This window comes from Streptomyces sp. NPDC029836 (assembly GCF_055574495.1).
Genome location: NZ_JBVHZI010000002.1, coordinates 924,961 through 944,695, shown reverse-complemented (window position 1 = coordinate 944,695; position 19,735 = coordinate 924,961). Strand labels below are relative to the sequence as shown.

The following is a 19,735-nucleotide window of genomic DNA, read 5'->3' as shown; positions in this document are numbered from 1 at the left end:
CGTTCGGTCTATACCTGGGCTGCATGAGAGTCCTGCGACGCACGCTCGGCACCCTCCTCGTCCTCGGCGCGGCCGTCTCCTGCACCGCCGCCCACGGCGACGACGCGAAACCCGGCGGCCCGCGCCCCGCCGCCCTCGCCCCCTACGACCGACTGCTGCCGGCGCCCGCCTCCGCGCGGGCCGAAGGCGCCGGGTACGACTTCGGCGCCGGCACGGTCATCCGTACCGGCGCCGGCTCCGGGGAGGAGGTCCGCCAGGTCGGCGAGCTGCTCGCGGAGCAGCTGCGGGGGCCGAGCGGGCTGCCGCTGCCGGTGGTCGACGGCCAGGAGGGCGAGGGGATCCGGCTGCTGCTCGACGAGGGCGCCCGGGAGTTGGGGGCGGAGGGCTACCGGCTGCGGACGACCGCCTCCGGGGTGACGCTGACCGCCCGGACCCCGGCGGGGCTCTTCCGCGGCGGGCAGACGCTGCGTCAGCTGGTGCCGGTGCGCGGGACGGGGAGCGTGCCGGGCGGAACGGTCACGGACGCGCCGAGGTTCGCGTACCGCGGGGCGATGGTCGACGTCGCGCGTCACTTCTTCCCGGTGGAACAGGTGAAGAGGTACGTCGACCAGCTGGCCCAGTACAAGATCAACACGCTGCACGTGCACCTGACCGACGACCAGGGCTGGCGGATCGCGATCGACTCGTGGCCGCGGCTCGCGGAGTACGGCGGCGGCAGCGAGGTCGGCGGCGGCCCCGGGGGCCACTGGACCAAGGAGGAGTACCGGGACCTGGTGGAGTACGCGGCCCGCCGGTACGTGGACGTGGTCCCGGAGATCGACATGCCGGGTCACACGAACGCGGCGCAGGCCTCCTACGCGGAACTGAACTGCGACGGGAAGGCGCGGGAGCGCTACACCGGGGTCAAGGTCGGCTTCAGCTCGCTGTGCGTGGGTCAGGAGCGCACCTATGAGTTCGTGGACCAGGTGCTGGGCGAGATCGCGGAGCTGACCCCGGGGAAGTACCTGCACATCGGGGGCGACGAGGCGCACGCGACGCCGGCCGACGACTACGCGGCCTTCATGGACCGCGCGCAGGAGGTCGTGGCCCGGCACGGGAAGACCGTGGTGGCATGGCACCAGCTCGCGCAGGGGCGGCCGGCGCCGGGCGCGGTGATCCAGTACTGGGGTCACGACCGCACTCCGGCCGCGGAGAGGGCGGCCGTGGTGGCGGCGGCGAAGGCCGGGCATCCGGTGATCCTGTCCCCGGCGGACCGGGCGTACCTGGACATGAAGTACGACACGACGACGAAGCCGGGGCTGGCGTGGGCCGGGTACGTGCCGGTGGAGCGGTCCTACTCCTGGGACCCGGGGAGCTACCTGGCCGGGGCCCCGGAATCCGCCGTCCTCGGCGTGGAGGCGCCGCTGTGGACGGAGACCATCGCCGAGCGGGGCGACTGGGAGCTGATGGCCTTCCCGCGGGTGCTCGGGTTGGCGGAGTTGGGCTGGTCGCCGGCGGGGGCGCTCGGCTGGACCTCGTACCGCGAGCGGCTGGCGGCGCAGGGGCCGCGGTTGGACGCCCAGGAGATCACCTACCACCGGGCGCCGGACGTCCCCTGGTCCTGAGGACGCATGGGGGCGGGGGAGCCGGGGAGTCCGGGAGTCGCGAGGGAACAAAGCAGGGGCGGGCGATCGAGGGACCGTATCGATCGCCCGCCCGGGCCTGCTCCACCGTCAGGGGCAGGTCCCGTGACGACGTGTTGCGCTTAGGTCAGCCTCACCTAAGAATCAGGGCACGGGGTGGGCCCGACATCCTTCCTTCCCGGGGCGGTGGCCGGAGCCGGTCGGGTCAGGCCACCTTCTTCGCGTTCTGGATGGCCTTCGCGAGGTCTTCGAGGATCTGGGCGCAGCGGTCGTACGAGTAGATCGGCTCGGTCACGCGCGGGGCGATCTGGGCGGCCTTGACGGCGGGCAGCTCGGCCCAGGTCGGCTTGGCCTTCAGCTGCTCGGGCTGGAGGGCGCTGGTGCGGTTGTCGAGGAGGATCAGGTCGGCCTTGTACTTGCCGGCGTTCTCCCAGCTGAGGCTCTCGAAGAAGCCGCCCTCGACCTTGTCCGGGGTGACGAACTCGACGCCGAGCTGCTCGAAGTACTTGAGGTCGGCGGAGGTCTTCGGGGTGGAGGCGTAGAAGAGGTCGGCGGAGCCGGAGCCGACGAGCACCTTGATGCCCGGGTTGGCCTTGGTGGCCTCGCGGACCTTCGCGGAGGCGGCCTCGAAGCGGGCCTTGGCGTCGACGGTGGTCTTGGTGTTCATGTCGGCGCCCAGCGACTTGGCGAGGTCCGCGGTGCGCTCCAGGGCCTTGTCCAGGGTGGCGTCGCCGCCGACGGAGATCGCGGCGGCCGGGGCCAGCTTGAGGATCTTGTCCTTGGAGGCCTCCGGCACGTACCAGTACGAGCCGTCCCAGGTGTTGGTGACGAGCAGGTCGGGCTGGAGGGCGGCGTACTTCTCGACGTTGAACTCGTCGTAGACGTTGCCGAGGATCTCGACCTTGGATATGTCGAGCGAACCGGCCTGGACGTCGGGCTTGCCGTCGGCGGTCCTCGTGGGGCCGAAGACGCCCTTGACCTGGACGCCGTAGTCGTTGAGCGCGGCGGCCGTGCCGGTGAACGCGACGATTTTCTTCGGCGTGGACTTGGTCGTGACGTCCTTGCCCAGGTCGTCCTTGAAGCTCCACGGGCCCGCGGCGGCGGAGGCCTTGTCCGTGCCCGTACCGTCCTTCGCCGCGTCGGTGCTCCCGCAGGCGGACAGGACCGCGACGAGGCCGAGGGCGCCACCGGCGGCGATGAGGCCGCGGCGGGAGAGGGGGGAGGTCCGGGGCTTGGGCATGTCGAAGTCCGCTTTCGTGCGTGGGTGCGAGGTGACCACAGGGCCGTTCGCCAGGAAGGTTAGCCTAACCTTTGCTGGAAGTGCGAAGACGGCCTTGCGGGACGGGGACCGGGCGGCCGGACCCGCCGCCCGGCCCCCGTCACGCCGCTACTGGCCCCCGAAGCCCAACTCGCGGGCGATGAGCATGCGCTGGACCTCGCTGGTGCCCTCGCCGATCTCCAGGATCTTGGAGTCGCGCCACATCCGGGCCACCGGGTACTCGTTCATGAACCCGTACCCGCCGTGGATCTGCGTGGCGTCGCGGGCGTTGTCGACGGCGACGGTCGAGGAGTACAGCTTCGCGATCGCCGCCTCCTTCTTGAAGGGCTCGCCCGCCACCAGCCGCGAGGCCGCGTCGCGCCAGCCGATCCGCGCCATGTGGGCGCGCGTCTCCATGTCCGCCAGCTTGAACTGGATGGCCTGGTTGTCACCGATGGCCTTGCCGAAGGCGTGCCGCTCCTTCGCGTACTTCACCGACTCGTCCACGCAGCCCTGCGCGAGGCCGGTCGCGAGCGCCGAGATGGCGATGCGGCCCTCGTCGAGGATCCGCAGGAACTGCGCGTAGCCGCGGCCCTCCTGGCCGACCAGGTTGGCCAGCGGTACCCGTACGTCGCTGAAGGACAGCTCGCGGGTGTCGGAGGAGTTCCAGCCCACCTTGGAGTACGGCGCCGCCACCGTGAAGCCCGGGGTGCCGGACGGGACGATGATCGAGGAGATCTCCGGGCGGCCGTCGGCCTTGCGGCCCGTCACGGCGGTGACGGTGACCAGACCGGTGATGTCCGTACCGGAGTTGGTGATGAAGCACTTCGAACCGTTGATGACCCACTCGTCGCCGTCGCGCACGGCGGTGGTGCGGGTGCCGCCGGCGTCGCTGCCGGCGCCGGGCTCGGTGAGGCCGAAGGCGCCGAGGACCTCACCGGAGCACATCTTCGGCAGCCACTGCCGCTTCTGCTCCTCCGTACCGAACAGGTACAGCGGCATGGCGCCCAGGGAGACGCCGGCCTCCAGGGTGATGGCGACCGAGGAGTCGACGCGGGCCAGCTCCTCCAGGGCGATGCCGAGGGCGAGGTAGTCGCCGCCCATGCCGCCGTACTCCTCGGGGAAGGGCAGGCCGAACAGGCCCATGCGGCCCATCTCGGCGACGATCTCGTACGGGAACTCGTGCCGCTCGTACAGGTCGCCGATCTTCGGGGCGACGACGTCGTGGGCGAACTGCTCCACCGTGCGGCGGAGTTCCTCGTGCTCGGGGGTGAGCCGGTGGTCGAGGGGCATGGGGTGACTACTCCTTGTGGGAGAGGGCGCGGACGGTACGGGAGGGGCTGGGTCGGCCCAGTTGTTCGGCCATCCACACGCTCGTGGCGGTGAGGGCGGCCAGGTCGACGCCGGTCTCGATGCCGAGGCCGTCGAGCATCCACACCAGGTCCTCGGTGGCGAGGTTGCCGGTGGCGCTCCTGGCGTACGGGCAGCCGCCGAGGCCGCCCGCGGAGGCGTCGACCGTCGTCACGCCGTGCTGGAGCGCGGCGAGGGTGTTCGACAGGGCCTGGCCGTAGGTGTCGTGGAAGTGCACGCCGATCCGGTCGGTGGCCACGCCCCGCCCGTTCAACTCGGCCAGCAGGACCTGGACGTGGCCCGGCGTGGCGACGCCGATGGTGTCGCCGAGGCTCAACTCGTCGCAGCCGAGGTCGAGGAGGGCCTTGGCGACCCCCACGACCTGTTCGACCGGTACCGCGCCCTCCCACGGGTCGCCGAAGCACATCGACAGGTAGCCCCGGACGTGCGCCCCCTCCTGCTTGGCGCGGGCCACGACGGGCTCGAACATGGCCAGGGACTCGGCGACCGTACGGTTCAGGTTCCGCGCGGCGAAGGTCTCCGTCGCCGAGCCGAACACCGCGATCCGGTCGGCCCCGAGGGCGAGCGCCCGGTCCAGGCCGCGCTCGTTGGGGACCAGGACCGGCAGCGCCGCCCCGACGTCGGCGAGCAGCGGGAACAGCCGCTCGGCGTCCGCGAGCTGCGGCACCCACTTCGGGTGGACGAAGCTGGTGGCCTCGATGGTGGTGAGGCCGGCGGCCGCCAGGCGGTGGACGAACTCCGCCTTCACCTCGGTGGGCACGGCCGTCTTCTCGTTCTGGAGCCCGTCGCGCGCGCCGACCTCGTGGATCCGCACCCGCGCGGGCAGCCCGGCCGGGGCCGGGACGGTCATCGGCAGCCCGTTCATTCGCCGGCCTCCTCGTCGGCGGTGACCACGGCCAGGACCTGGTCCATGGCCACCGTGCTGCCGGGCGCGACGTCGAGTTCGGTGACGGTGCCGGCGTGCGGGGCGGAGATGACGTGCTCCATCTTCATGGCCTCCACCACGAGCAGGCTCTGACCCGCGACGACCTTGTCCCCGACGGCGACCTTGACGACGGTCACCGTGCCGGGCATCGGCGCGGCCAGGGTGTCGGCGCCGCCGCGCGTCCCGCCGCGCAGGTTCGCCTCGACGGGGTCGTGCCGCTGGAGGTGCCAGGAGTCGCCCGCCCGGCCCAGCCAGGTGCCCTCGGGGGACGGAGCGCAGCTGAACGTGTGGGTGACGCCGTCCAGTTCGACGGTCACCCGGTCCGCGGCGCGGGCCACGATCCGGCCGTGGCCCGGGGTGGCGGCGGCGCCGTCGGGGGTGGGCGTCAGCAGGTCGGTGCCCGCCCCGGACGGGCGGGTGCGGACCTCGACCGGGTCCTGGCCCGGGAGCCGGAAGTGGTGCACCGTCCAGGCCGGGGTGCCGCCCAGGCGCCAACCGTCGGCGCCGTCGAACGGGTCGACCCAGCCGGGCGTCCGCGCCGGACGGGCGGTCGCCAGCAGGGCCGCCGCCGCGTACACCTCCGGGGGGACGCCGTCGGGCAGCAGTTCGGCGAGGTCCCGCTCGACCAGGCCGGTGTCCAGGTTCCCCGCGACCACGTCGGGGTGGGCCAGGAGCCGGCGCAGGAACCCCGTGTTCGTCTGGACGCCCAGGATCACGGTGTCCGCCAGCGCCCCGCGCAGCACCCGCAGGGCGGTGGCCCGGTCCGGGCCGTACGCGATCACCTTGGACAGCATCGGGTCGTAGGTGGAGCCGGTGTCGACGCCCGCCGTCAGACCCGAGTCGGTGCGCACCGCGCCGCCCGACAGCTCGGACAGGGCCAGGACCGTACCGCCGGAGGGCAGGAACCCGCGGGCCGGGTCCTCGGCGCAGACGCGGGCCTCGATCGCGTGCCCGGTCAGCGTCACGTCGGCCTGACCGAAGCCCAGTTCGGCGCCGGAGGCGACCCGCAGCTGCTGCTCGACCAGGTCCAGGCCGGTGATCAGCTCCGTCACCGGGTGCTCGACCTGGAGGCGGGTGTTCATCTCCATGAAGTAGTACGAGGACGGGTCCTCGCCGGGGACGATGAACTCCACGGTGCCCGCGCCGACGTACCCGCACGAGCGGGCCGCCTCCACGGCCGCCGCGCCCATCGCCGCCCGCGTCGCCTCGTCCAGGAAGACCGAGGGGGCCTCCTCGATCACCTTCTGGTGGCGCCGCTGGAGGGAGCACTCGCGCTCGCCCAGGTGCACCACGTTCCCGTGGGCGTCGGCCAGGACCTGGATCTCGATGTGCCGGGGCCGGTCGATCCACCGCTCCACGAGCAGGGTGTCGTCACCGAACGAGGACTTCGCCTCGCGCCGGGCCGCCGCGATCTCCTCGGCCAGCAGGGCCTCGTCGCGGACCAGCCGCATGCCCTTGCCGCCGCCGCCCGCCGAGGGCTTGAGCAGGACGGGCATGGCGATCTTCCGCGCCGCGTCGACGAGTTCCCCGTCGGTCAGGCCGCTGCCGGAGGACCCGGGGACCACCGGGACGCCGGCCGCCCGCACCGTCTCCTTGGCGCGGATCTTGTCGCCCATCAGGGAGATCGCCGAGGCCGGCGGGCCGATGAAGGCCAGCCCCGCCTCCGCGCAGGCCCGGGCGAAGGCCGCGTTCTCGGCGAGGAAGCCGTAGCCGGGGTGGACGGCCTCGGCGCCCGTGCGGCGCGCCGCGTCGAGCAGCCGCTCCACGGACAGGTAGCTCTCGGCGGCCGCCGCCGGGCCGATCCGGACGGCCGTGTCGGCCTCCCGCACGTGCCGGGCGTCGGCGTCGGCGTCGCTGAAGACGGCCACGGAGCGCACGCCGAGCTCCCGCAGGGTGCGGATGACCCGGACCGCGATCTCGCCCCGGTTCGCGACCAGAACAGTGCTGAACATCAGTGAGGTCCTCACGTCACATACGGAAGATGCCGAAGCCCGACTCGCCCAGGGGGGCGTTCGCGCACGCGGTCAGGGCCAGTCCCAGCACCTGCCGGGTCTCCATCGGGTCGATGACCCCGTCGTCCCACAGCCGGGCCGTGGCGTAGTACGCGCTGCCCTGCTCCTCGTACTGCGCGCGGACCGGGGCCTTGAAGGCCTCCTCGTCCTCGGCGGGCCACTCCTGGCCGGCGCCCTCGATCTGGTCCCGCTTGACGGTGGCCAGCACCGAGGCGGCCTGCTCGCCGCCCATCACCGAGATCTTCGCGTTGGGCCACATCCACAGGAAGCGCGGCGAGTAGGCCCGCCCGCACATCGAGTAGTTGCCCGCGCCGTACGATCCGCCGACGACCACGGTCAGCTTCGGGACCCTGGTGCAGGCGACGGCCGTGACCATCTTGGCGCCGTGCTTGGCGATGCCACCGGCCTCGTAGTCCCGGCCGACCATGAAGCCGGAGATGTTCTGGAGGAACAGCAGCGGGATGCCGCGCTGGTCGCACAGCTCGATGAAGTGGGCGCCCTTCTGGGCGGACTCGGAGAACAGGATGCCGTTGTTGGCGATGATCCCGACCGGGTGCCCGTGGATCCGCGCGAAGCCGGTGACCAGGGTCTGGCCGTACTCGGCCTTGAACTCCTGGAAGCGGGAGCCGTCCACGACGCGCGCGATGATCTCCCGCGCGTCGTACGGGGTGCGGGAGTCGACGGGGACCGCGCCGTACAGCCCGTACGGGTCCACCTTGGGCTCCTCGGGAGCCTCCACCGACCAGGGCAGGGCCCCGCGCTCCGGCAGGGTCGCCACGATGTTCCGGACGATCCGCAGCGCGTGCGCGTCGTCCTCCGCGAGGTGGTCGGTGACGCCGGAGACCCGGGAGTGGACCTCGCCGCCGCCCAGCTCCTCGGCGGTGACGACCTCACCGGTCGCGGCCTTCACCAGCGGCGGGCCGCCGAGGAAGATCGTGCCCTGGCCGCGCACGATGACCGCCTCGTCGCTCATCGCCGGGACGTACGCCCCGCCCGCCGTGCAGGACCCGAGGACGGCCGCGATCTGCGGGATCCCGGCCCCCGACATGCGGGCCTGGTTGTAGAAGATCCGGCCGAAGTGCTCCCGGTCGGGGAAGACCTCGTCCTGCATGGGCAGGAAGGCGCCGCCCGAGTCGACCAGGTAGAGGCAGGGGAGACGGTTCTCCAGGGCCACCTCCTGGGCGCGCAGGTGCTTCTTGACGGTCATCGGGTAGTACGTGCCGCCCTTGACGGTGGCGTCGTTCGCGACGATGACGCACTCGCGGCCGCTGACCCGTCCGATGCCGGCGATCACCCCGGCGGCCGGGGCCGCGCCCCCGTACATGCCTTCGGCGGCCAGCGGGGCCAGCTCCAGGAAGGGGGACCCCGGGTCCAGGAGGGTGTCCACGCGGTCGCGGGGCAGGAGCTTGCCGCGCGCGGTGTGGCGGGCGCGGGCCCGCTCGCCACCGCCGAGCCGGGCCGCGTCGAGCCGGGCGCGCAGGCCCTCGGTCAGCTCGCGGTGGGCGGCCTCATTGGTCCGCCAGGCCTCGGACGCCGGGTCCGCGGCGCTCGTCAGCACTGGTGCCTGCTGCATCGGTCGAGCTCCCTTGCTCGGTGCATGCTGTTAGTGAGCGTTAACTCTCTCGCCCTCAGGTTAACGAGCGCTAACGGCCCTGTCTAGAATGGATTCCCATGAGCACCAGAGCGGCCGCCCCGACCCGTCGCGAGCAGATCCTCAGTGAGGCCGCTCGTCTCTTCGCGGAGCGCGGCTTCCACGGCGTGGGCGTGGACGAGATAGGGGCCGCGGTCGGCATCAGCGGCCCCGGCCTGTACCGGCACTTCGCGGGCAAGGACGCCATGCTGGCCGAACTGCTCGTCGGCATCAGCGAACGCCTGCTGACCGGCGGACGGCGGCGCGTCGAGGAGGCCGCCGGGGACCCGGTGGAGCTCCTCGCCTCCCTCGTCGAGGGCCACATCGACTTCGCACTCGACGACCGGGCGCTGATCACCCTCCACGACCGGGAACTGGACCGGCTGCGGGACGCCGACCGCAAGCTCGTGCGCCAGCTCCAGCGCCAGTACGTGGAGCTGTGGGTGGCGGTCGTACGGGAACTGCACCCCCGGGTGGGCGAAGCGGAGGTGCGCGTCTCCGTGCACGCGGTCTTCGGCCTCCTCAACTCCACCCCCCACCTCGCCGCCCTCGGCCGCGACGCCACCGAGTCCCTGCTGCGGCGCATGGCCAACGGCGCCTTCGGGGCGCTGTCGGACTGACCCCGGGTGTCCGACGTCCGGGACGGAGCGGACGGCTCCGGCCCGACGGCGGCAGAATGGGCGCCATGCCGATAGAGACGCCCGTACCCAGCCGCGCCGAACTCGTCGAACACCTGGTCCGCACGCGGATCGCGGGGGAGGTCGCGACCCCGCGCGAGAACAACCTGAGCCACTACCGCAAGCTCGCCAACGGGGACCGCCACTACTGGCTGGGCCTGGAGCTCGGGGACCGCTGGAGCGACGAGCAGGACGTGCTCGCGGTCATGGCCGAGCGCTGCGGAGTCGTGGACGACCCCTCGCACCGCTTCGGCCAGGACACCATCGACCCCGAGCTGACCGTGTCCGGCCTCGAACGGCTCGCCGCCCGCCTGCACAAGGCCGCCCTGGACCGCCAGCGGGTCCTGTTCGCGACCGGCCACCCCGGCGGCCTCCTCGACGTCCACCGCGCCACCGCCGACGCCCTGCGGGCGGCCGGCTGCGAGATCGTCGTCATCCCAAGGGGCCTCACCGCCGACCAGGGCTCCGTGTGGCAGTTCGCGGGCGTCGCCGTGCAGGAGCGCGGGGCCACCCTGTGGCACACCCACTCCCCGGCCCCGATGGCCGCGATCCTCGACGGGCTCGCCGCCGACGGCCGGGACCTGCCCGACCTCGTCGTCGCCGACCACGGCTGGGCGGGCTGCGCGGCCCAGCGCGGCATCGACGCCGCCGGTTACGCCGACTGCAACGACCCGGCGCTCTTCCTCGGCGAGGCCGAGGGCACCCTCCAGGTGGCGGTCCCGCTGGACGACCACGTCCGCGACCCGCGCTTCTACGACCCCATGACGGCCTACCTGCTGGCGGCGGCGGGCCTGCTCGACGCCTGAACCGGCTCCGGCCGGGGCGCGGGGACCAGCGCTCGACGCACAGCGCCGTCCCGCTGAGGGAGCGGTGCGCCCAACGGGCCGGATCGGCCGGTGGGCGGCCGACCTCGGCCGCCGGACCGAGCACGAGGTTCCCCGCGATCAGCGTGCCGCCGGGCCGCGGCAGCCGGTGGGGCTCTCCGGCGACCCGCGCGGTCCCCGGCCGGCTGCCGGACCCTCCGGGCCGCCCCGCGGGACCCGCCGCCGGCGCGGCCGAACGGGCCGTCGGGCCCTCAGGAGGGCGTCGGGTCCAGGTAGACGCGGCGGATCGCCGGGAAGCGCTCGCGCAACTGGGCCTCCGCCACCTCGCAGGCCGTCTCCACCTGCCGGGCCGACGCCAGGTCGTGGAAGTCGACCTTCGCGGCGATCAGCACCTCGTCCGGACCCTGCACCAGGGTCGTCAGCTCCAGCACCGCCTCGATGTGCAGCACCGACAGCAGCTCCTCGCGGACCTCGTCCCGCATCGCCGCGGGCAACGGCCGCCCGATCAGGTACTGCGCGTTCGAACGCCCCAGCTCCCACGCCACCCACACCAGCAGCAGGCCGATCAGCAGCGACGCCACCCCGTCGTACACGCCCGAACCCGTCAGCTGAGCCCCCAGCAGGCCGCCCGCCGCCAGCGCAAGCCCGATCAGCGCGGCCGCGTTCTCCAGCAGCACCGCCTTCACCGCCGTGTCCGGGGTGTGCTTCACGTACAGGCCCAGCGGCGCCCGCATCCGCCGCGCCTCGCCGCGCACCTGGCGCCACGCCACCAGCAGCGACCAGCCCTCCAGGACGGCGGCGACCGCGAGGACGACGTAGGACAGCGTCGGGTCGCCCGGATCCTCGCCGTGCACCAGCGTGTGGACGCCGTCGTACACCGCGAAGACCGCGCCGCCGGCGAACGTCGCGATCGAGGCGAGCAGCGCCCAGATCCAGCGCTCGGGGCCGTAGCCCAGCGGGTGCGCCTCGTCGGCCGGTCGGGCGCTGCGCTTGAGGGCGGTCAGCAGCAGGACCTCGGTCACCGTGTCGGCGACCGAGTGCGCCGCCTCGGACAGCATGGCGCTGGACCCGCCGAGCACCCCGGCGACCGCCTTCGCGGCGGCGATCCCGAGGTTGGTGACGGTGGCCACGACCACCGTGGCGACGCTTTCGGGTTGTTCGGGCATGACGTGACGGTATGTCCGGCCCCGGGGCCGCGAGGCCAGCGACACCCGGCGCCGCGACCGGGCGGGCTCAGGCGCGCGGTACGCGCACGACGCCCTCCTGGATGACGGTGACCGCCAGTCGGCCGTCCCGGGTCCAGATCCGGGCCTGGCCCAGGCCCCGGCCGGCCGCCGACGAGGGGGACTCCTGGTCGTACAGGAGCCATTCGTCGGCGCGGAAGGGCCGGTGGAACCACATGGCGTGGTCCAGCGAGGCACCGACCACGTCGCCCACCGCCCAGCCGCCCCGGCCGTGCGCGAGCAGCACCGAGTCCAGCAGGGTCATGTCGGAGACGTACGTGGCCAGGCAGGTGTGCAGCAGGGGGTCGTCCGCGAGTTTGCCGCCGGTGCGGAACCACACCTGCGAGCGCGGCTCGACCGGCTCGCCGACGCTGCCCCACGGCGGGGTCGTCGCGTACCGCAGGTCCACCGCCGCCCGGGCCGCGACCAGCCGCTCCACGGTCCCCGGGTCCCGGAAGACGTCCCGGTACAGGGGGAGGGACTCGGCGGCGGTCGGCAGGGACTCCGGGTCGGGCGCCGCCGGCATCGGCGCCTGGTGGTCCAACCCCTCCTCGTACGTCTGGAAGGACGCGGAGAGGTGGAAGATCGGCTGTCCGTGCTGGACGGCGACCACGCGACGGGTGGTGAAGGAGCGCCCGTCGCGGATCCGGTCGACGGAGTACACGATGGGCGCGCCCGGGTCACCGGCGCGCAGGAAGTACGAGTGGAGCGAGTGCGCGGTCCGGTCCGCGGGCACGGTCCGGCCGGCCGCGACCAGTGCCTGCGCCGCGACCTGCCCGCCGAACACCCGCGGCACGAGGGACTGCCGGCTCGTGCCGCGGAAGATGTTCTCCTCGATCTGCTCCAGGTCGAGCAGATCGAGGAGATCGGTGAGCGCCTCGTTCTCGTCGAGCTCGGTCAAGGGGACTTACAGACCCATCGACTTGGCGATGATCGACTTCATGACCTCGCTGGTGCCGCCGTAGATGCGGTTGACGCGGTTGTCCGCGTACAGGCGGGCGATCGGGTACTCGTTCATGTACCCGTAGCCGCCGTGCAGCTGGAGGCACTTGTCGATGACGCGGTGCGCGACCTCGGTGCAGAACAGCTTCGCGGAGGCGGCCTCGGCGGCCGTCAGCTCGCCGGCGTCCAGGGCCTCCAGGGCGCGGTCGGCGACCGCCTCGGCGGCGTCCACCTCGGCCTGGCAGGAGGCCAGTTCGAACTTGGTGTTCTGGAAGTGCGCGACCGGCTTGCCGAAGACGGTGCGGTCGGTCACGTACTGCTGGGCGAACCGGACGGCGGCCTTGGCCTGCGCGTAGGCGCCGAAGGCGATGCCCCAGCGCTCCGAGGGCAGGTTGGCGCCGAGGTAGTAGAAGCCCTTGTTCTCCTCGCCCATCAGGTCCTCGACCGGCACCTTCACGTCGACGAACGCCAGCTCGGCGGTGTCGGAGGTGCGCAGGCCGAGCTTGTCGAGCTTGCGCCCGATCGAGTAGCCCTCGGACTTGGTGTCCACCGCGAAGAGGGAGATGCCGAAGCGGCGGTCGTCCTCGCGCGGGGCGGAGGTGCGGGCGCAGACGATCACGCGGTCGGCGTGCACGCCGCCGGTGATGAAGGTCTTGGAGCCGTTGAGGACGTAGTGGGTGCCGTCCTCGGAGAGCTTGGCGGTGGTCTTCATGCCCGCGACGTCGGAACCGGTGCCCGGCTCGGTCATCGCCAGGGCCCACATCTCCTCACCGGAGACGAACTTCGGGAGGTAGCGCTTCTTCTGCTCGTCGTTGCCGAGCATCTTGATGTACGGCAGGGCGAGCAGCACGTGCACGCCGGAGCCGCCGAAGTTCACGCCCGCGCGCGAGGTCTCCTCGTAGAGGACGGCCTCGAACTTGTGGGTGTCCAGGCCCGCGCCGCCGAACTCCTCGGGCACGTTGATGCCGAAGACGCCCAGCTCGCCGAGCTTGTAGTAGAAGTCGCGGGGAGCCTGGCCCGCCTGGAACCAGTCGTCGTAGACGGGGACGACCTCGGCCTCGATGAAGGCGCGGATGGTCTCGCGGAACGCCTCGTGGTCCTCGTTGAAAACGGTACGGCGCACTGGGCCGGCTCCCTTCGGTCGCGGCGGTCCGCCGCTTGTGCCTAAGCGCTTGCTCAGAATAAGTTACCGGCGGGTTGTCCGCCCTGTCCAGAGCCGGTGGCGCCCGGTCCGGGTACGGGGCGGTGCCGTCCGTCACCCCGGGGCGCCTTCCCCCGGTGCCTCGGCGCGCCGTCCCCCCGTGCCTCCGGTACCCGCCCTCAGTACGAGAACGCCATCGGCCGGTCCGGGTCCTGGTCGTCGTCCCCGCCGACCCGGCGGGGCGGGGTGAGGTCGGCGGGCGTGAGCTCGGGCGGGCCGGCCATCACGGCCTTCGCCAGCAGCTTGACCTCGATCACCGCGAGCACGGCGAACAGGAGGGTGAAGGCGGACATCGAGGCGATGACCTCGGCGTGGGAGACGTTCGGCGAGACCGCGTCGCCGGTGCGCAGCACCCCGTAGACCGCCCAGGGCTGACGTCCCGTCTCGGTGAAGATCCAGCCCCAGGAGTTGGCGATCAGCGGGAAGGCCAGGGTCCACACCGCCGCGCGCCAGTACCAGGTGGTCAGCAGGGATCCCAGGGTCCGGCTCCGGGTCACGGCCAGGTGCGGCACCTCGTCCTCGCCGGTCCGCAGCCCCGGATCGAGCAGGACCTTCTTGCGGGTCAGCCAGAGGCCCACGGCGCCGATCGCGAACGAGGTCATGCCGAAGCCCATCATGAACCGGAAGCCCCAGAACGCGACCGGGATGTCGGGCCGGTAGTCACCGGGTCCGTACTTCGCCACCTCGGCCGTCTGCGTGTCGTTGATGCCCGCCACGTACGCGGTGAAGTTGCCCTCCGCCAGGAACGACAGCAGCCCGGGGATCGACCACTCCACCGTGTTGTGCCCCTCGGAGACGTCGCCGATGGCGAAGACGGAGAACGGCGCGGACGTCTGGCCGTCCCACAGGGCCTCGGCGGCGGCCATCTTCATCGGTTGCTGCTGCACCATCACCTTGCCGAGGCTGTCCCCGCTGAGGGCGACCAGCACCCCGGCGACCAGCAGCGTCACCATCCCCAACCGCAGCGAGGTGCGCATCACCGGCACGTGCCGGCCGCGCCGCAGGTGCAGGGCCGCGATGCCCGCCACGAAGGCGCCGCCGGTCAGGAAGGCGGCGGAGAGCGTGTGGTGGACGACCACCAGGGTGGTGTTCTGGGTGAGGACCAGCCAGAAGTCGGTGAGTTCGGCGCGCCCGCGCCCCTCGTCGATGCGGTAGCCGACCGGGTGCTGCATGAAGGAGTTGGCGGCGAGGATGAACCAGGCGGACAGGATGGTGCCGATCGACACCGCCCAGATGCAGCCGAGGTGGATCTTCTTCGGCAGCTTGTCCCAGCCGAAGATCCACAGGCCGATGAAGGTGGACTCGAAGAAGAAGGCGATCAGGGCCTCCAGGGCCAGCGGCGCCCCGAAGACGTCCCCGACGAAGCGCGAGTAGTCGGACCAGTTCATGCCGAACTGGAACTCCTGGACGATGCCGGTGACGACACCCATCGCGATGTTGATGAGGAAGAGCCTGCCCCAGAACTTCGTGGCGCCGAGGTACTTCTCGTTCCCGGTCCGCACCCACGCCGTCTGGAGGACGGCGACCAGGGTCGACAGGGAGATCGTCAGCGGGACGAACAGGAAGTGGTAGACGGTGGTGATGCCGAACTGCCACCGGGCCAGCGTGTCGAAGGCCAGAGCCAGGTCCATTAGGGGTCCATCCTCACCTCGCCGCGGACCCACACTCTCGCCCCCGCCCGCACCCCCGGCCCGGCAACGACGGCCGGACGGCCCCGGGGTTACGCCGGACGGCCGACCCGCACCCGCGACCGCCCCGGGGGGAGTCGGCTCGCGGGCTTCGCGAGGTGGTCGGCCAGGGCCGCACCCCCGTCAGTCCGGTCGGTCCGCCGGCTCGCCGGCCGGCGCGGGCGGCTCCCGGCGCAGGGCGAACCACAGTTCCATCCGGGTGTCCGGGTCGTCCAGGTCCCGCTCCAGCAGGTCCGCGCAGCGGGCCACGCGCTGGCGCACCGTGTTGCGGTGCACCCCCAGGGCGGCGGCCGTACGGTCCCACCCGCCGTGGTGGGCCAGCCAGCCGCGCAGCGTCCCCCGCAGGACGGGGGAGAGCGGCGCGAGCAGGGCGGCGGCGTGCGCGCGGGCCTCCGCCTCGCCGACCAGCCCCGACAGCCCGGGGTCCGTGTGCCGGGCGAGCGGGGACCGGGCCGCCTCGGCGCGCTCCAGGGCCCGCCGGGCCTGCGCGTCGGCGGTCCGCAGCCCCCCGGGCGGCGCCGCGGCGCTCACCCCGAGCCGCCAGCCGGGCTGCGGTGCGGGCTGCCGGTCGGTGAGCAGGCGCACGCCGTCGGGGCGCGGGTCCAGCAACGCGGTGCCCAGCGCCGCGGCGAGGGCCTGCGGGCCGGTGCCGCCCCGCGCGTGCACGGCGTACCAGGGGCCCGGGGACAGGGCCGCCGCCGGATCGCCGTCCAGCAGCAGCCGGGTCAGGGCGGCCGCCTCGTCCCCGGCCGGGCGGCCCGCCGTGAGCAGGGTCAGCAGCACGGCGCCGACGGAGGCGATCGTGTGGTCCCCGGGGGCCCGGGCCCCCGTGGCCAGGACCAGCGTCCGGCCGCCGCCCACCGCGTACGCGGCGAGGTGCGTGCCGCCCAGCGTGTCGGTGGCGGTCGCGGCGGACCCCGGGGCCACCCGCGCCGCCAGCCCCTCCAGCGCCGCCCGCACGTCGTCCCCGACCGGCGCCCCGGCGGAGACGGGCTGCTGCGCGGCGCCGGCCGGTCGGCCCGCGCTGTCCGCCGCCGGGGCCAGCAGGGCGGCCCGGCCGCCCAGCGCGGCCGCCAACCGGGACAGCACCGCCGGCACCGGATCCGGCCGGGCGGCCGCCGCCGCCAGGGACTGCTGCGCCTCCGTCACCCGGCGCAGCTCGGCGGTACGGGCCCGCGCCATCAGCCGCCACACGGCCCGACCGACCGCCGTGAACGGGGTACCGGGCGGCACCTCCACCAGCGGCAACCCGTGCCGCGCGCAGGCCTCCACCAACTCCGGCGGCACCGTCCCGTGCACCGGCGTCACGCCGAACCCGACGGCCGCCACGCCGGCCCGGACGAGCCGGGCCGCGTACGTCCCGGCGTCCACGAGCCCCGCGCCCTCGGGTCCGCCCGCCAACTCGGCCCCCGCCGTCAGCAGGAGTTCGCCGCCCAGCAGGTACGGGGACGGGTCCGCCATCTCCGAGGCGTGGACCCCGTGGACCTCCGCCTCCGCGGGCCCGGTCAGCAGCCGCAGGCCCAGTTCCGCGTCCGTGAGGAGGCGGGCGAGGGGGACCGGCGGGGTGGGGGGAGCCTCCATGGCCACTCCGTACATCGACAAGGCCAACAGTGGATGAAACGTACACTGCTCGCGCCCGAACCGTCCCCGTACGCTCGAAGTACCGCACCGTAGGACCACCTGAAGGGCACTCCCCCATGAGCACGCAGCCGCGCGGCCCCGTCGACTCCTCCCGCATCCCGCGCTACGCGGGCCCCGCGACCTTCGCCCGGCTGCCCCGCCTCGACGAGGTCGGGGGCAAGGCCGACGTGGCCGTCGTCGGCGTGCCCTTCGACTCCGGTGTCTCCTACCGCCCCGGCGCCCGCTTCGGCGGCAACGCCATCCGCGAGGCCTCCCGCCTGCTGCGGCCGTACAACCCGGCCCAGGACGCCTCCCCGTTCGCCCTCGCCCAGGTCGCGGACGCCGGTGACATCGCCTGCAACCCGTTCAACATCAACGAGGCCGTCGAGACGGTCGAGGCCGCGGCCGACGAGCTCATCGGCAACGGCTCCCGCCTGATGACCCTCGGCGGCGACCACACCATCGCCCTGCCCCTGCTGCGCTCCGTCGCGAAGAAGCACGGCCCGGTCGCGCTCCTCCACTTCGACGCGCACCTCGACACCTGGGACACCTACTTCGGCGCCGAGTACACCCACGGCACCCCGTTCCGCCGCGCCGTCGAGGAGGGCATCCTCGACACCGAGGCGCTGTCCCACGTCGGCACCCGCGGCCCGCTGTACGGCAAGCAGGACCTGGACGACGACGCCAAGATGGGCTTCGGCATCGTCACCTCCGCCGACGTCTACCGCCGCGGCGCCGACGAGGTCGCCGACCAGCTGCGCCAGCGCATCGGTGACCGCCCGCTGTACATCTCCATCGACATCGACGTGCTCGACCCGGCCCACGCGCCCGGCACCGGCACCCCCGAGGCGGGCGGCATGACCTCCCGCGAGCTGCTGGAGATCATCCGCGGCCTGTCGTCCTGCAACCTCGTCTCCGCCGACGTCGTCGAGGTCGCCCCGGCGTACGATCACGCCGAGATCACCTCGGTCGCGGCCTCGCACACCGCGTACGAGCTCACCACGATCATGAGCCGTCAGATCGCGCAGGCGAAGGGCAAGTAAGCACAGTGACGCACGACCACGACCTGGTACTCCGACCCACCGAGGCCCAGACGACGGCCGCCCTCGCGCCGCCGCCCGGCCGCACCGGCGGGGACCTGGTCGTGGAAACGCTGCACTCGCTCGGCGCCCACACCGTCTTCGGGCTGCCGGGCCAGCACGCGCTGGCCCTCTTCGACGCCGTCGGCCGCTCCGGCCTGCGCCTCGTCGGCCTGCGTACGGAGAACAACGCGGGCTTCGCCGCCGACGCCTACGGCCGGATCACCGGCGAGGCCGTCCCGCTGCTGCTCTCCACCGGGCCGGGCGCCCTGATGGCGCTGCCCGCGCTGGCGGAGGCGGCGGCCGCCTCGGCGCCCGTCCTCGCGATCTCCTCCCAGGTCCCGACCCCGGGCCTCGGCGGCGGCCGGCGCGGCCACCTGCACGAGCTGCGGGACCAGGCCGCCTCCTTCCGCGAGGTCGTCAAGTCGGTGCACACCGCCCGCACCCCCTCGCAGATCCCCTCGGTGATCGCCGAGGCCTGGGAATCCGCCCTGACGGCCCCCTTCGGCCCGGTCTGGGTCGAGATCTCCGAGGACGTACTGGCCGCCCCGACGGTGATCCCGCAGGTCACCGGCATGGACGCGACCCCGCACGAACTCGCGCCGCGCCCCGAGCTGACGGCGGTGGCCGCGCACTGGCTGGCGAACGCCTCCCGCCCGGTGATCATCGCGGGCGGCGGAGTGGTCCGCGCCGACGCCGCCGGCAAGCTCAAGCAGCTCGCCGAGCGGCTGAACGCGCCCGTCGTCACCACCTTCGGCGGCAAGGGCGCCTTCCCCTGGACGCACCCGCTGTCCCTCCAGTCCTGGCTGGAGGACCGGCACATGACGGACTTCCTGGAGGACGCCGACGTCCTGCTGGTGGTCGGTTCCGGCCTCGGCGAACTCTCCTCGAACTACCACACGTTCTTCCCGACGGGCCGGGTCGTCCAGATCGAGGCCGACCTCGGCAAGCTGGAGTCCAACCACCCGGCCCTCGGCATCCACGCCGACGCCCGCCTCGCGCTCCAGGCCCTGCTGGAGACCGTCCCCGAACGCGAGGACCCGACCGCCCCCGAGCGGGTCCGCCTGTTGCTCGCCGACATCGCGGCCCGCCTCGCCGGCCAGGACGTCACCCTGGAGCAGGGCCTCCTGGGCTCGATCCGCGCCGCCCTGCCGGCCCGCTCCCCGTCGTTCTGGGACATGACGATCCTGTCCTACTGGGCCTGGTCCGCCTTCGACGCCGAGCACCCCAACACCATGCACTCGGCGCAGGGCGCCGGCGGCCTCGGCTACGCCTTCCCGGCGGCCCTCGGCGCGGCCCTCGCGGAACCCGGCACCCCGGTGCTGGCCGTCTCGGGCGACGGCGGCGCCATGTACTCGATCGCCGAGCTGGCCACCGCCCGCCAGCACGACCTCGACGTCACCTGGCTCATCGTGGACGACGGCGGCTACGGCATCCTGCGCGCCTACATGACCGACGCCTACGGCACCCCGACCGGCACCGAACTCACCCGCCCCGACTTCGTCGCCCTGGCGGGCTCCTTCGGCGTCCCGGCCACCACCACCACCCCGGCCACCCTCCGCGAGGACCTCGCCAAGGCCCTCGCCACCCCGGGCCCCTCGGTCCTGGTCCTGCCGACCACCCTGAAGATGTTCGCCCCGACGCACCTCTGATCCCGTTGCCC

At 73.3% G+C, this 19,735-nt stretch carries 15 protein-coding genes; 5 read left to right on the top strand and 10 right to left on the bottom strand.

Features of this window, described 5'->3' with window-relative positions:
* The first annotated feature begins 23 nt into the window (after window positions 1–23).
* On the top strand, window positions 24–1,604 hold the full coding sequence (locus tag ACZ4XJ_RS10015) for a beta-N-acetylhexosaminidase (protein ID WP_468495842.1): 1,581 nt from the start codon (window positions 24–26) through the stop codon (window positions 1,602–1,604).
* 223 nt (window positions 1,605–1,827) lie between these two features.
* On the opposite strand, the gene ACZ4XJ_RS10010 is transcribed toward ACZ4XJ_RS10015, so the two are convergent.
* From ACZ4XJ_RS10010 to ACZ4XJ_RS09990, 5 genes are all read right to left on the bottom strand, one after another.
* Complete coding sequence (locus tag ACZ4XJ_RS10010; RefSeq protein WP_468495841.1) at window positions 1,828–2,862, bottom strand: ABC transporter substrate-binding protein; 1,035 nt, start codon at window positions 2,860–2,862, stop codon at window positions 1,828–1,830.
* 147 nt (window positions 2,863–3,009) lie between these two features.
* Complete coding sequence (locus ACZ4XJ_RS10005; RefSeq protein ID WP_468495840.1) at window positions 3,010–4,173, bottom strand: acyl-CoA dehydrogenase family protein; 1,164 nt, start codon at window positions 4,171–4,173, stop codon at window positions 3,010–3,012.
* Window positions 4,174–4,180: 7 nt separating this feature from the next.
* On the bottom strand, window positions 4,181–5,116 hold the full coding sequence (locus tag ACZ4XJ_RS10000) for a hydroxymethylglutaryl-CoA lyase (protein WP_362879163.1): 936 nt from the start codon (window positions 5,114–5,116) through the stop codon (window positions 4,181–4,183).
* Window positions 5,113–7,128: an acetyl/propionyl/methylcrotonyl-CoA carboxylase subunit alpha gene (locus tag ACZ4XJ_RS09995; RefSeq protein ID WP_468495839.1), complete on the bottom strand. Its 2,016-nt coding sequence runs from the start codon at window positions 7,126–7,128 to the stop codon at window positions 5,113–5,115. The genes ACZ4XJ_RS10000 and ACZ4XJ_RS09995 overlap by 4 nt, the downstream gene beginning before the upstream one ends.
* 16 nt (window positions 7,129–7,144) lie before the next feature.
* Entirely contained in the window at window positions 7,145–8,761 is a 1,617-nt protein-coding gene (locus ACZ4XJ_RS09990) for a carboxyl transferase domain-containing protein (RefSeq protein ID WP_384000762.1), read from the bottom strand.
* A 98-nt stretch (window positions 8,762–8,859) separates the two neighbouring features.
* On the opposite strand from ACZ4XJ_RS09990, the gene ACZ4XJ_RS09985 reads away from it, so the two are divergent.
* Both ACZ4XJ_RS09985 and ACZ4XJ_RS09980 read left to right on the top strand, forming a co-directional pair.
* Window positions 8,860–9,438, top strand: a complete 579-nt coding sequence (locus ACZ4XJ_RS09985) for an SACE_7040 family transcriptional regulator (RefSeq protein ID WP_362879159.1) — start codon at window positions 8,860–8,862, stop codon at window positions 9,436–9,438.
* A gap of 56 nt (window positions 9,439–9,494) precedes the next feature.
* Window positions 9,495–10,301: a phosphatase gene (locus ACZ4XJ_RS09980; protein WP_468495838.1), complete on the top strand. Its 807-nt coding sequence runs from the start codon at window positions 9,495–9,497 to the stop codon at window positions 10,299–10,301.
* A 269-nt stretch (window positions 10,302–10,570) separates the two neighbouring features.
* Here ACZ4XJ_RS09980 and ACZ4XJ_RS09975 read toward each other — a convergent pair whose 3' ends face one another.
* The 5 genes from ACZ4XJ_RS09975 to ACZ4XJ_RS09955 all read right to left on the bottom strand — a co-directional run bounded on the left by ACZ4XJ_RS09975 (window position 10,571) and on the right by ACZ4XJ_RS09955 (window position 16,954).
* On the bottom strand, window positions 10,571–11,485 hold the full coding sequence (locus ACZ4XJ_RS09975; RefSeq protein ID WP_362879155.1) for a cation diffusion facilitator family transporter: 915 nt from the start codon (window positions 11,483–11,485) through the stop codon (window positions 10,571–10,573).
* 67 nt (window positions 11,486–11,552) lie between these two features.
* Window positions 11,553–12,443 carry an acyl-CoA thioesterase gene (locus ACZ4XJ_RS09970; protein ID WP_362879153.1) on the bottom strand — a complete coding sequence of 297 codons (891 nt, stop codon included), beginning with the start codon at window positions 12,441–12,443 and terminating at the stop codon, window positions 11,553–11,555.
* Window positions 12,444–12,449: 6 nt separating this feature from the next.
* A complete protein-coding gene (locus ACZ4XJ_RS09965) occupies window positions 12,450–13,607 on the bottom strand; it encodes an acyl-CoA dehydrogenase family protein (RefSeq protein WP_362879151.1) in 1,158 nt (385 codons plus the stop codon).
* A 197-nt stretch (window positions 13,608–13,804) separates the two neighbouring features.
* Window positions 13,805–15,316: a cytochrome ubiquinol oxidase subunit I gene (locus ACZ4XJ_RS09960; RefSeq protein ID WP_468495837.1), complete on the bottom strand. Its 1,512-nt coding sequence runs from the start codon at window positions 15,314–15,316 to the stop codon at window positions 13,805–13,807.
* Between the two features lie 180 nt (window positions 15,317–15,496).
* Entirely contained in the window at window positions 15,497–16,954 is a 1,458-nt protein-coding gene (locus ACZ4XJ_RS09955; protein WP_468495836.1) for a PucR family transcriptional regulator, read from the bottom strand.
* 116 nt (window positions 16,955–17,070) lie between these two features.
* On the opposite strand from ACZ4XJ_RS09955, the gene speB reads away from it, so the two are divergent.
* Entirely contained in the window at window positions 17,071–18,036 is a 966-nt protein-coding gene (gene speB / locus ACZ4XJ_RS09950; RefSeq protein WP_281210177.1) for an agmatinase, read from the top strand.
* A gap of 5 nt (window positions 18,037–18,041) precedes the next feature.
* Entirely contained in the window at window positions 18,042–19,724 is a 1,683-nt protein-coding gene (locus tag ACZ4XJ_RS09945) for a thiamine pyrophosphate-binding protein (protein ID WP_468495835.1), read from the top strand.
* Window positions 19,725–19,735: the final 11 nt, after the last annotated feature.

Coding starts and splice junctions, on each gene's coding strand:
- ACZ4XJ_RS10015 (WP_468495842.1), top strand. CDS start 24: ATGAGAGTCCTGCGACGCACGCTCGGCACCCTCCTCGTCCTCGGCGCG.
- ACZ4XJ_RS10010 (WP_468495841.1), bottom strand. CDS start 2,862: ATGCCCAAGCCCCGGACCTCCCCCCTCTCCCGCCGCGGCCTCATCGCC.
- ACZ4XJ_RS10005 (WP_468495840.1), bottom strand. CDS start 4,173: ATGCCCCTCGACCACCGGCTCACCCCCGAGCACGAGGAACTCCGCCGC.
- ACZ4XJ_RS10000 (WP_362879163.1), bottom strand. CDS start 5,116: ATGAACGGGCTGCCGATGACCGTCCCGGCCCCGGCCGGGCTGCCCGCG.
- ACZ4XJ_RS09995 (WP_468495839.1), bottom strand. CDS start 7,128: ATGTTCAGCACTGTTCTGGTCGCGAACCGGGGCGAGATCGCGGTCCGG.
- ACZ4XJ_RS09990 (WP_384000762.1), bottom strand. CDS start 8,761: ATGCAGCAGGCACCAGTGCTGACGAGCGCCGCGGACCCGGCGTCCGAG.
- ACZ4XJ_RS09985 (WP_362879159.1), top strand. CDS start 8,860: ATGAGCACCAGAGCGGCCGCCCCGACCCGTCGCGAGCAGATCCTCAGT.
- ACZ4XJ_RS09980 (WP_468495838.1), top strand. CDS start 9,495: ATGGGCGCCATGCCGATAGAGACGCCCGTACCCAGCCGCGCCGAACTC.
- ACZ4XJ_RS09975 (WP_362879155.1), bottom strand. CDS start 11,485: ATGCCCGAACAACCCGAAAGCGTCGCCACGGTGGTCGTGGCCACCGTC.
- ACZ4XJ_RS09960 (WP_468495837.1), bottom strand. CDS start 15,316: ATGGACCTGGCTCTGGCCTTCGACACGCTGGCCCGGTGGCAGTTCGGC.
- ACZ4XJ_RS09955 (WP_468495836.1), bottom strand. CDS start 16,954: ATGGAGGCTCCCCCCACCCCGCCGGTCCCCCTCGCCCGCCTCCTCACG.
- speB (WP_281210177.1), top strand. CDS start 17,071: ATGAGCACGCAGCCGCGCGGCCCCGTCGACTCCTCCCGCATCCCGCGC.